This is a genomic window from Clostridium bornimense (assembly GCF_018917145.1).
Classification (GTDB): domain Bacteria; phylum Bacillota; class Clostridia; order Clostridiales; family Clostridiaceae; genus Clostridium_AN; species Clostridium_AN bornimense_A.
In genome coordinates this window covers 22,147-34,795 of sequence record NZ_JAHLOD010000009.1, presented here as the reverse complement: position 1 = coordinate 34,795, position 12,649 = coordinate 22,147, and the positions used below count along the sequence as shown (strand labels likewise).

12 protein-coding genes are annotated in these 12,649 nt (G+C 27.5%); 3 read left to right on the top strand and 9 right to left on the bottom strand.

The window, feature by feature from the left end:
* Nucleotides 1–9: 9 nt before the first annotated feature.
* From KQI30_RS04765 to KQI30_RS04745, 5 genes are all read right to left on the bottom strand, one after another.
* Complete coding sequence (locus KQI30_RS04765; protein ID WP_216462103.1) at nucleotides 10–1,023, bottom strand: type I-B CRISPR-associated protein Cas7/Cst2/DevR; 1,014 nt, start codon at nucleotides 1,021–1,023, stop codon at nucleotides 10–12.
* The gene (locus KQI30_RS04760; RefSeq protein ID WP_253287385.1) at nucleotides 1,016–2,248 is read right to left on the bottom strand and encodes a hypothetical protein; all 1,233 of its coding nucleotides are present in this window, start codon (nucleotides 2,246–2,248) and stop codon (nucleotides 1,016–1,018) included. Before KQI30_RS04760 ends, KQI30_RS04765 begins: the two co-directional genes overlap by 8 nt.
* Nucleotides 2,249–2,474: 226 nt before the next feature.
* Nucleotides 2,475–3,206: a CRISPR-associated endoribonuclease Cas6 gene (cas6, locus tag KQI30_RS04755; RefSeq protein WP_216462102.1), complete on the bottom strand. Its 732-nt coding sequence runs from the start codon at nucleotides 3,204–3,206 to the stop codon at nucleotides 2,475–2,477.
* Between the two features lie 28 nt (nucleotides 3,207–3,234).
* Nucleotides 3,235–3,378 (bottom strand): hypothetical protein, encoded by a 144-nt coding sequence (locus tag KQI30_RS04750; RefSeq protein WP_216462101.1) that lies wholly within the window; start codon nucleotides 3,376–3,378, stop codon nucleotides 3,235–3,237.
* Nucleotides 3,379–3,723: 345 nt separating this feature from the next.
* Nucleotides 3,724–4,422: an L-2-amino-thiazoline-4-carboxylic acid hydrolase gene (locus KQI30_RS04745; RefSeq protein WP_216462100.1), complete on the bottom strand. Its 699-nt coding sequence runs from the start codon at nucleotides 4,420–4,422 to the stop codon at nucleotides 3,724–3,726.
* 261 nt (nucleotides 4,423–4,683) lie between these two features.
* Here KQI30_RS04745 and KQI30_RS04740 point away from each other — a divergent pair, with 261 nt between their 5' ends.
* The 3 genes from KQI30_RS04740 to KQI30_RS04730 are packed head-to-tail and all read left to right on the top strand — an operon-like array spanning nucleotide 4,684 to nucleotide 7,762.
* Nucleotides 4,684–5,988: a putative DNA modification/repair radical SAM protein gene (locus tag KQI30_RS04740; RefSeq protein WP_216462099.1), complete on the top strand. Its 1,305-nt coding sequence runs from the start codon at nucleotides 4,684–4,686 to the stop codon at nucleotides 5,986–5,988.
* The gene (locus KQI30_RS04735; RefSeq protein WP_216462098.1) at nucleotides 5,988–6,731 is read left to right on the top strand and encodes a TIGR03915 family putative DNA repair protein; all 744 of its coding nucleotides are present in this window, start codon (nucleotides 5,988–5,990) and stop codon (nucleotides 6,729–6,731) included. The genes KQI30_RS04740 and KQI30_RS04735 overlap by 1 nt, the downstream gene beginning before the upstream one ends.
* 59 nt (nucleotides 6,732–6,790) lie before the next feature.
* Nucleotides 6,791–7,762, top strand: coding sequence for a TraB/GumN family protein (locus tag KQI30_RS04730; RefSeq protein ID WP_216462097.1), 972 nt, complete (start codon nucleotides 6,791–6,793; stop codon nucleotides 7,760–7,762).
* Between the two features lie 114 nt (nucleotides 7,763–7,876).
* Here KQI30_RS04730 and KQI30_RS04725 read toward each other — a convergent pair whose 3' ends face one another.
* From KQI30_RS04725 to KQI30_RS04710, 4 genes are all read right to left on the bottom strand, one after another.
* Nucleotides 7,877–9,235 (bottom strand): MATE family efflux transporter, encoded by a 1,359-nt coding sequence (locus tag KQI30_RS04725; protein ID WP_216462096.1) that lies wholly within the window; start codon nucleotides 9,233–9,235, stop codon nucleotides 7,877–7,879.
* 120 nt (nucleotides 9,236–9,355) lie between these two features.
* Complete coding sequence (gene hisJ / locus KQI30_RS04720; RefSeq protein WP_216462095.1) at nucleotides 9,356–10,156, bottom strand: histidinol-phosphatase HisJ; 801 nt, start codon at nucleotides 10,154–10,156, stop codon at nucleotides 9,356–9,358.
* Nucleotides 10,157–10,284: 128 nt separating this feature from the next.
* Complete coding sequence (locus tag KQI30_RS04715; protein WP_216462094.1) at nucleotides 10,285–11,064, bottom strand: PHP domain-containing protein; 780 nt, start codon at nucleotides 11,062–11,064, stop codon at nucleotides 10,285–10,287.
* Between the two features lie 836 nt (nucleotides 11,065–11,900).
* A complete protein-coding gene (locus tag KQI30_RS04710; protein WP_216462093.1) occupies nucleotides 11,901–12,617 on the bottom strand; it encodes a J domain-containing protein in 717 nt (238 codons plus the stop codon).
* Nucleotides 12,618–12,649: the final 32 nt, after the last annotated feature.

Genomic DNA, 12,649 nt, shown 5'->3' with positions numbered 1-12,649 from the left:
TTTCTCCCTCTAACCTTTCAAATACCACATATTATCATCTCTAACTTCAATTCTATCTGCTAACTTCTTTATTTCTTTAATTGGAGAATTACTAATTACTATATTGTCGCTTTTATTTATTGTCTTTATTCTATTGTCAAAAGCAACTATATATTCATCACTATTAAGCTTATATCCGTCTATAGTATTTATTACACTATCTAAACTAACTGCATTTAAGTCAGAAATATAATTCATATCATCCCAAAAATATGGAACTACCTTATCAAATGCTCCTCCCATTACAGCTAAAGGCTTTAATAAAACCGATGTATGTTTTATATTTCTTGTAAGTATAGTTAGTGCATCCATTATATCCTTTGCAGCTTTTTCTCTTACTTCCTTAGGCATATATTTTCTATCATCTGGTGCTAATAACTTTCCATCCTGAACCTCAACAACTCCAATTCTATCTAACTCTAATGTTACTGTGTATACATAGTAATCAGCCATAACTTCTTCTACCGCTAAAGCTTGTGTACTTGGGAACTTATCATCTCTTACTATTTCTTCTCCATTTGAATCATAATACTTTCTTCCTAATCCCTCTTCTAAAAAGCCTCTATTAGTAACCAATTGAGTTGTACTATTATAAGGATTTAAGGATCTAAAAGGAATTATTCTAAGCGGTGATACCTTCGTTAATGACCCTTTGCCCTTAGTTGGAACAAAGTACCCAAATACATCTGATTCTAATCCATATTCATCTGCACTTTCTATTCCTTCACTATGCGCATACAAATTACTTATCTTTCCGTCTTTTGATTTATTCAAAACAATATCACTTAACTTCCAGTTATAGTTTTGATGAAGACTTTTTCTTAATTCATATGTGAAAGTTCCAATGCTTGTCTTAGCATGAAGCTTATTCTTATATTGTTCCTTTTTCATTGGAGTATAATTTCCATACCCCTGATCATAGGAAAGTGGTACTGGACTCTCTGTAAGTATAGTTAATGTTATTCCTTTTATTCTTTTACTCATTCTTTTTTCCCTCTTTCATTAATTCTTGTAAAAACAATCCTATATTTGTATTTAACTCAATTTCTTCTGACTTCATTATTCCTTCTACAAATCCTTTTTCTATTGGTACATTATATGCTGCTAAAGTATGCATTATAGTCTGAAGTATACCATCTCTGTCATTAGTCTTTAGCATTTGTAAAATCTTAAAAACAAAATTTTTTCTTCTAGTTTCATCCATGTGTACTGACATTCTTGATCCAGCTTTACTATATATAGAATTACTTTTAAACAACTTATTCGCTTCCTTCCCATAAACAATATATAGACAATACAAATACTCATTAATATTGTTATACGTACTAAATTTATCAATATCTCTAGTTCCATTTCCTTCTTTTATCACAATTATGTTACTCAACAATAATTCTTTTAAGCTTATTAGAGCATTATTTTTTATCATAGTCTTAGCAATTCTTTTCATTGTAGCCGACTCTCTAGAAAATATATATTTATCTACACTATCAATAAGTTCTATACTTTTAAGCAAAGCCTTATAATCAACAATAGAATTAAAATTTAGTATTATCCCTTTATTAGTATCTATATTAAAGTCATAAATTTTTAAAGATGATATATTATCTTGAACTAACTTTTTATAGAACCCTTTATCATTTGAAAGTTTTCTATCTAACATAATCTTATAATTAGCAAATTTCATTTCTTTTAAGTTATTAGTATAAGCAAATGCTACTGGTCTTTTTAAACTTATATAAAACAAACACATAAGATTAAAGAATTCGCACTCAAAACATATAGCACTAGAACTTGTACCATTATTCTTAAATCCTGATTTCTCAGCACCTCTAAATAGAAAGTTATATTTTGAATCAATCCTTTCTTTTAGATTAATATCTAATTTTGTAGTTTTATTTATATTACATACACTGCAAATATCATCAGTAGGCTTATATTCAACTAAATCGTTTTCTGAAATACTAATATTACTTTCAATAATAATCTTTGTTAGTGTTTCTATATTATCTTTCATATTTTTTAAACTGGTATTAAGTCCGTATTTACCGCTATTTCTTACGTATGGTATTCGTCTATTTTCAAATGATTTAATTAATTCTTTTTTATCTTTTTCTTTACATTGAGCCTTCTCAACTTTTGATAGAAAGTTCTCACTATTTATATTATTAACGTCATCTCCCAATACTATTTCTAACCTATCCATCTTCATATTTTTAAAAACTTCAAAAATTAATGTATCTATTATGTAATTAGAAATTATTTTAGGATCTACATACTTAAATTCAAGATAATTTCTCTCTAATCTCTTATCGATACTTATATTATAACTATTCTCTATTTTCTCTAATACATCAGAAAAAAATATAATTCCTACATCTCTAACAATATCTCCAGAAATATAATATCTAACATATTTATCTATAACTAATCACCTCCTATTGTAAAACACTTACCATACCTGAATTTTCTGTTCTTCTGTATCCTATACCAGTTTTATATAAAGCATTTAAATCCTCTACATTTCCTTGCAAAAAAAATGATCCCTTATATGCATTTATATAATAAAAATCACGTTCCTTAAATTTGCTTATCTTTTCTTTCACTACGACTTTTTTATAATTCAACGGAGTAAATTTCAATGGTTCCTTAAGACCATATCCTCTTATGTTTTTTAACGTTATATCTGCTATATAATTCAAGCTTTCTATATATGATGAATCACTTACATCAAGATACATACCTTCTTTATTCTTAATAACTATTGGAGATAAGGTTTTAAAAACTACTCCTTTACCTTGTATCTTATTTTCTACATTAACATTAACTTTTTTTACATTAAAAATGTATCCTTTGTACTCTAACTGTTTTACTTTTAATGCACCATTATATAGATAATAAAACATTTCCTCATTATAAAAGCTTAAATTTATAATCACATCTCCATGAACGCTATATTCTTCTTCACCTCTGTCATAATTAGCTAAATATAATGCTGTATTTATGTCTTTAACTTTCTTGTTATTTTTTCCTTCATAGTAAAATAAATTTTCTTTCATTGTTTTATCAACAGCATCTATTATTTGCTTAACAAACGAAACCATCATCATACCATGACATAGAGGCACTCGATTATTTTCACTTTTAGTAATTATCGATATCCTTCCCATATTTAACCTCCTTTTTTAATATTATACATCATTTTTTAGATACCACTGTTAATTTTGATACAAAACTTGCTGATACATCATATTTTCTAGCTATATATGATTTGTTTTTCTCTCCACTTTCATATTCTTTTAAAATCCTCTTCCTTCTTTCATCTGATATTTTTCTTGACATCATATTCCTCCTTTTTTATAATGCTATATCATCATTAACATATAAATAAATATAGGTAATTTATTGCATTTCATGAAATTATTATTATCTATTTTTCTCTTTTTATCAATTCCGTTTATTTACAAAAAAACTGTGATGTACTCACACAATTTGTTACATCACAGTTTTACTTAGTTTTTCACTTATTTTCTTCCTAATTGTTAATAAAAAAATATATATCATATTTAAACATAAATATAAACATATTTATATTCCTTATAGTTAATAATCACTTTTATTCTACACACTACTAAATATTATCACTAATAATTCATATACAAAAAGGCCGTCACCAGCCTTTTTTATCTATCCAACTTTATTAAAATCGTAATGATTTACTTCTCTTCCTTCTTTATATGAAAAATCACAGTAACTATTACCCCATCCTATAGTTTTGCTAACTTTAACTCCTGTACCTAAAACTTTACCTATAGCTATATCTAAAGTACATACATATGGTGCTAATTCTTCTCCACCGTTCTCCATATAATATTTAATAATAGGACAACATCTATAAGTTACACAAAGTTCTCCTTCATCTTTAATTTTTACATCAAAAACGAACTCATCATTATTTCTACTACTTTTACTGTATATTCCTAACTTTTGTAGTATCTCAATATTCTTTTCTGAGAAGAAATTTTTTCTTTTTGCCCACCTTAAAATTTTAGGGATTCTAGTAATCTTCATTACTGTTACATCATAAACTATTTTCCCCATCTCTACTGGTGTTACCCCTTGCTCTTTCATAAACTTGTACAAAGTTAAAAAATAAGCTGCTATTACAAGTTTTTGCGTATTAGGATTCTCTTTTTGATCAACACAAGGTATTGTTGGTAATATATATTTAAATTCTTCTAAAGTATCCTTAAATATCTTATCTAAAGCCTCTCTAGAAAAATCATCTACAAGTAACTTTCTTAATAATCTATTATATTGTTTAACTTGCCTTATATACCACTTATTTTTGGGCTGGTACTGACCATCTTCCACGGTGCCTTCCATCGATAAATTCAACTCCATTTCATATTTTAACTTTTATTTCACATTATTACCTTTAGTGTACCATAACATTAAAAAGTTTCTTAAGCTTATATTTCTTCACTTTCAGCTATATTTTATATATATTTCTAACTATTTTACATTATCATTAATTATCTAATATTTTATCCCATTTATTAGTTTTAACTTTATTTATCTATCTGAAAATGAATTTATGTATTTAAATACGAACACATGTTTGCTATAATAAACATGGTGATTTTTATGAATATAAATGAAAAGTTAAAAATTTTATCTGGAGCAGCGAAATATGATGTATCTTGCTCTTCTTCAGGATCTAATAGACAAAACACTAAAAATGGAATTGGCAATAGCTCCATTAATGGTATATGCCATAGTTATACTCCTGATGGTCGTTGTGTTTCCCTACTTAAAATATTATTAAGCAACTATTGCATATATGATTGTGCATATTGTATAAATAGAAATTCAAATGATGTTCCCAGGGCAGCTTTTACTGTAGATGAAATAGTAGATCTCACAATAAATTTTTATAAAAGAAACTATATTGAAGGATTATTTTTAAGTTCAGCTATAATAAAAAGTCCTAATCATACTATGGAACTCTTAACAAAAATAGTAGAAAAATTACGTGTTGTGGAACATTTCAACGGTTATATACATCTAAAAGCAATTCCTGGAGCTGATGATGACCTTATAAAAAAAGCAGGAACTTTTGCTGATAGAATGAGTGTAAATATAGAATTACCCTCTAATGAATCTTTAAAACTATTAGCTCCTGACAAAGAAAAATATGATATTTTCACTCCTATGAAAAATATCAAAAATTCTATCATAGAAAATACTGAAGAAAGAAAGTTATTTAAAAAGGCACCACTTTTTGTTCCTGGAGGTCAAAGTACTCAATTAATAGTAGGTGCTACCAAAGACAGTGACCTTAAAATATTATCTTTATCAGAGAACTTATATAATAAATATAAGTTAAAAAGAGTTTATTATTCAGCATATATCCCTGTTAATTCTGATAGCAATCTTCCTGATATAAAAACACCTCCTACAATACGAGAACATCGATTATATCAAGCTGATTGGCTTCTTCGCTATTACGGATTTTCTTCTGCGGAACTGCTAAATAAAAAAACTCCTAATTTTGATATAAATTTTGATCCTAAAACTTTTTGGGCTATAAACAACTTAGATATGTTTCCTGTAGAAATAAATAAAGTTCCATATAACATATTAATAAAAGTTCCAGGCATCGGTATTCGTGGCGCTAGGAAAATTATTAGTGCTAGGCGACTTAGTAAATTAAGCTTTTTTGACCTAAAAAAAATGGGAATATCATTAAAAAGAGCACAATATTTTATAACATGTAACGGTAAATATTACGGAGATATAAAGTTTAGAGAAGATTACATTACTTTAGCCTTAGCACCTAAAAAAGATTTAAATATTATTGAAAATGAAGTTATAACTCAACTTTCCTTTTTTAATGATAACTACAACTTACTAACTGATGGCAATACATCAATAACAGGAGAATTTTAATGAAAGTATTATTATATGACGGTTCATTTTATGGATTATTAACAGCAATATATCATGGATTTTACATGAAAGAAAAAGATATAAAATTATATATAAAAGATACCTATAAACCTAATTTCTTAAATATGGAGTTCTATATAAATACAGAAGAAACAAAAGCATTAAAGGTCTATAACTCAATTAATGATAAACTAGGTAAAAAGATCTTAACAAATGTATATTATCTTCATCTAGCTGACGGCGACGAAATTCCTACCTTAATATTTAAATACTTAAAATTAGCCTTTAAATATGGTGCTGAAATTTCACTAGCTAAAAATAACGATATTATTATTGATGTTGATAAATATCGTCGTCGGGTATCCCTTGAAGCTCACCGTTTTACTGGCTTTGTGAGATTTAAGGCTATAGGAGAAAATCACTACTATTCTATGATTTCTCCTGATCACAATATACTTCCCCTCATAATTAATCATTTTGTTAATAGGTTTAGAAATCAAAACTTTATTATCCATGATACCAAAAGGGAATTAGCAATTATTTATAATATGTCACAAGGTATTATTACCGATTTTTCTAAAGAGCAAGGAAATTATTTTTTCCACAATAGCTTTGATAAAAACTATGAAAACCTGTGGAAAACTTTCTATTCTTCTGTGAATATTGTGGAAAGAAATAATCCACGACTTCAAAAAAGCTATATGCCTTCTAGATATTTTAAAAATCTAACAGAATTAGATTAAATGTTTATTTCCTAGATATTAGTACACACTATATAGGAAATAAAATTTAGGAGGGCCTTATGAAAAAATCAAAAAAACATATATATAGTTTTTTATTGTTACTATTTTCTCTTTTTCAATTAATATCTTTTAATTCAGTAGAAACACATAAAGTAAATCATAAGAATTTTCTTTCTTCTCCAACATTATCTACTGTTGCTATAAAAAATACTGCAAAGCTCACTACTAAAGGTTATCTTTGGAAAGCTACAAAAGGAGCCAAGGAAGTTTATCTTATAGGTACTATCCATTGTAGCGATCCAAATTATGATTTCTACAATGATGCGCTACTAAAGATAACTGATAAATGTGATACATTAGCTGTAGAAATAAATCCTACTATGGCTGAAACATTAGGTATGTCAATGAAACTTTTATGTCCTACTGGTGATACTATAGAATCACAATTAACTAATGAAGAAATTCGTAAATTGCAAACTCTTTGTATGGATTATAATATAAATTATTCAGTATTAAGAAATATGAATTCTACAGGAATCTGTATGAATCTTAATAACTTAAATTGTATCAACTCAGGATTGACTGGTGAAGGCTTAGATAATAAATTAATGGCTAAATTTAAGTGCTCAAATAAAAATATAGTTCAACTAGAATCTTTAGATCTTCAATTTGATCGTCTAAGCAAACTATATGACATCTATACTTTAAAAGAAATACTAAATTCTTATGGTAGTAATACTAGAAGCAATTCTAGTGAAGATGATAGCAATAGAATTTTATTCACAGCCTTTATTAACGGAGATGAAAACTACATGATGGATTCCATAAATCATTCAAAAAAATCTCCTAAAGAATATGACCTATTAATAAAATCTAGAAATAGGAACATGGTTGATGAGATAGAAAAAAATATATCTAATAATAAAAAACTTGCTGTTGCTGTAGGTGCTCTCCACTATTTTGGAGAAGACGGCATAGTTAGTCAATTGCAAGATAGAGGATATACTGTTGAAAAAATTAAAACTACTTAAGAAGGTCTCAAGTACACAGTCAAAAATTTTCACTATAATTATAAAATTTGAATTAATAAAAAGGTTATCGCTAACAAATCTTCATTTGTTTATACGATAACCCTTTTTATATAACTAAATATTACTTATAACATTTCTTAACCATTTTCCAGACTTCAATCTACGTGTTTGTAAAAACGCCTTTATAATTTCTTCTGTTGTTAATAATGCAAAAACTCCAGCTACAGGCAATTTTAAAACCATAGCTCCAATAAATGATAATGGCACTGAATAAAACCATATTGTACATCCTTGTAAAATCATAGCATAAGTAGTATCACCGCCGCCTCTAAAAACGCCTACTATCATAACTAGATTATAGGACCTTAATGTAAAGAACATCGCCATTACCCTAAGAACTTGTATAGTATCAAAATAAGTTTCGCTAGTAACACTAAATGGTTTTAATACTAGTGGTGCTGTTATCCATACGATTATTCCAAGAGTAAACCCTACAACTACAGATAATTTTGCAATATTGTGAGAATATTCCCTCGCAACTTCTTCCTTTCCTGCACCTATATTGTTTCCAATGATTATAGATGCTGCACTAGCCATACCTGATAAAAATACTAAGAACATATTATTTAATGTATTAGCTATCTGCATCGTAGCAACGGCATTTGTACCTATTTTTGCATATGCAATAGAATACGCTGTTAAACCTAAAGACCATACTAGTTCATTAACTATTACAGACCAAGATGTAATAAAATATGTTTTTATAGTACTTATTTTAAAATTCATAATCTCTCTAAGATTAGCTGCCACGATATTATTTTTTGCATAAACAACAGAAACTATAAATATCATTTCAATAATTCTAGCAATAGTAGTAGCTAAGGCTGCTCCATTAACGCCCATTGCTGGTATACCGAACTTTCCAAATATGAAAATCCAGTTTAATACTGCGTTTGATGCCACCCCTATTAAACTTGCGTACATTGGTAACTTAACTTGTCCCGTACTTCTTAATGCTGATGAATAACTTTGAGTAAAATTAACAAAAATACAGCTTAGCGCTACTATTCTTAAGTATTGTATTCCCCTTGCAATAACCTCAGGATCGTTTGAAAAAAAGTTCATTATTACATTTGGAAATACTCCTGCACCAATAGCAAATAAAATAGATGCTATAAATCCTATTGTTATATCTACTCCTAAAAATGTCTTAATGCTCTTAAGATCTTTCTTGCCCCAAAATTGAGACATAAAGATGCTTGCTCCTGAATTTATTCCAAATATACATAAAGTAAATACAAAAATATATTGATTAGCTAATCCAACTGATGCAATAGCTGATTCACCAAGTCGACCAACCATAACATTATCTATTAAATTCAGAGAAGATGTTATAAAACTTTGAAGTGTAATAGGTAATGCTAAGGCAAAAACAGTCTTTAAAAATTTCTTATCTTGAAATACCTTTTTCATTTTTTATCTCCTTATTTTTTTACAATAAAAAAGGAAAGCCTATGGGTAGTAATGCCGCCCATCTGCTTTCCATATTTATACCATTAAATATTTTCTTATAAAAGACTATAAAAGTCAATATTAATAATTATCAAAAGATTTTCCTACATCTGATGATATATGAGAATCAGATCCATAAACCTTTCTTATATTATACTTAGTGACCAATTCATTAAACTTACCTGATGGATATGGTTCTAAACAATATTCTTTTCTTAATCCTGCTGTATTAAAATCAATCTCATATCCTCTTTCTTTTATTTCTTTTGCTATATCTTCTAATAATTGAACATTATCATAATCTATTGGATATTTTTTATTAAATAGTCTAACAAGAGTAGGATGTCCTATTCTCCTTGGTTTATAAGTACCTAAATCAGCTGTTATAGATTTTAGAACTATCTCAAAATACTTATCATAAACCTCTTTTACTCCGCCTAACTTTTCAACTAATTCACCAAATACATCCACGCTATAATCCATTGCATAATAGTCATCACCTATTTTTAAAAAGTGTACAGATAATATTGCATCATCTAATCTATTTCCATACTTGTCTAAAAAATCTTTTGTTTCCTTTTCGTATCCTTCTATATAATCCACTTCTAATCCAATATTAATTTTTATCTTTTCACTATAAGTTTTCTTAAGCTCCAATAATTCATTAAAATATTGTTTTATTTCCTCTTCAGACGGAGAACATTCTTTTAAAATTTCTTCATCCATAAATACCATTGGAAATGGCATATGTTCAGTAAATGTTATTTCTTCTAAGCCCATGTCTATTGCCTTATCTATGTACATATGAAAAGGATCTTTTGATCCATGAGGACAATATGGGGAATGTATATGACCATCTCTTATTATCTTTTTCTCTTTCATAGGTTCCCTCCGTTCTTAAATAATTATACCTTTATTGTAATATATATACAACTAAAAGTATTGGGATATCACAATACCTATTAAATTTTGCAATTGTGATTCCCTACTTATTATTTACACTCTTATCTTTATATCTTAAAACTTGTATCATTATCATATTTTCTAACTGTTGATGCAAGATATCTTTTTAATATCTTTGATGAGAAAACTTTAAACTCTAATGATGAAGATATTTTTACCTGACAATTACTTTCTAGAGATCTTTTTATATCTACTATCTTGTAATGTTGTCCATTTATACTAGTCTTAATTGAACCAATTTGTAGTGCAGTATGACTATCACTACCACCAACTATTGGTTTATTTAGCTTTTCTGCAAGACTTACTACATTTTTCTTTACCTCTATCTCTCCTTTTTTATAAATATCCTTAGCATTTAACTCTAAAACGTCTAATCTTCCTAAAAGCTCTATCGGCTTCTTAAATAGCTTTTGCCCTTTTCTAAATGGATGTGCTCCTATCTTAAAGCATTTGTATCTATCTCCTAAATTCAATAACTCTTCAAACTCAATAAAATTTTCTCTTTCTACATTACCCATTAATCTATGATGCAGTTCTACGATAGACTCTATTTCACCAACTAAAATTACATGCCCTCCACCCTTTATACTTACCTCCATAGATGGAAATATAGAAATACCATTAACTAAATATCTATCACCTCTATACGGATAATTACTTTCTAAATATTTATATATATCATTAAAAGCTATTGCTTGAAAATGCTCACAAAGGGCAATACCCTCTATATTACTTTCTTTAGCACTATTAATTTCTTCTAAAAAGAATTTCTCATTAAATGCTCTCTTCTTACTTAATAATCCATGAACATGAAAATCAATGTTCATACAATACTCTCCCTAATAATTAATATTAATATTATAATATTAACTTAATAGTTTTTTTGACATACTACCCTCTTCAAATTTTAAGCAATAAAAAAAGAACCGGGGAAGAGTGGTTCTTTTTTTTATCTATATAAATTTTATGTGGCTAACTATTTTATATTGCAATTGTCTTAAATTTATTTAAGTCTTCGAAACTTGGTTTAAATCCATATTCCTTACATACATTCATATATTTTTTTAGAAGTTTAATATCCATTTTTTACTCCTCCTTAAATCTCTTATCTATCTATAAATGTTCTTTTCGCTTTCCATGATTCTATTATACTAAAGTCTATATAGTAATTTCTATAATTTTACTTATACATGCTTTTTTTGCTCCTATTTGCATTTTTAAAATAAATTATTGCACTAACGATTTATTTTTTAACGTTCACGATATTTTTTAATGATTATCTGTATTTTAGGAAAAATAAAAAAAGAACCGGGGAAGAGTGGTTCTTTTTTTTATCTATATGAATTTTTATGTGACTAGCTATTTTATATTGCAATTGTTTTAAATTTATTTAAGTCTCTGAAACTTGGTTCAAAACCATATTCCTTACATACATTGATATATTTTTTTAAAAGTTTAATATCCATTTCCATTTCTCCTTAAATCTTTTTATTAAATATATTCTTTGCTTTCCATAACTCTATTATACAAAACCTTTTATATAGATTTCTACAATTTTACTTATACTCCATATTTTTAATCTCATTCGCATTTTTGTAGACTTTTTTTACATTAACGACCTATTTTTTCACGTTCACGACTATTATTAATGTAAAAATATCTTTTATACTAATTTTTTCAACCCATTATTAATACCTTCTAATATAGATAGCAACGTATTTAAAACAATTGGTAAGAATAATGCCACTACAAATGCTATGCCACTTATTATAAATATCTTATACTTAGGAGCATGTCCAATATAGATTTGATATCCATGTATAGCCGATACCGCTATTGCCGCAATCATTACAACTTTTGAAGCAATCCATGATATCAAATTTATTATCTTACACAAAAATATAACTAAAGATAACAACGCTACTATTGGTAATATTACAATTTGTAATGGTAACTTTATCAATTCACTTGTTGAAGATGATTCTTTCTTCTTTTTTGACTGGTCTTTTCTAGACTTACTTCTTTTTTCTTCCCTATCTTTATCATTATTCTTAGATTTATTATTATGATTTTTACTTTTTACACTTCTTGAAGATGAACCATCCCTTCTTCTTCTCCTTGTTGATTCTTCTTCATTACTATCTGAATTTTGCCTTGCTTCAACTTCTTTTCTATCTATGACCCTGGTTTGCTGATATTGATTCTTTTCCTTTTCTAACTTTATTTCTTCATATGCCTTATCAAATACTTTTATAAATGCCATTGCCCTTTTTTCATCTTTTATATTATCTCTATATTCTCTTACTTTATTTTCATACGCTCTTTTAACTTCTTCCATTGATGCGTTTTCATCAACACCTAAAATCCTATACTTTTCCATATCTTCTATCTCCATGATGTATTTTATTTAAG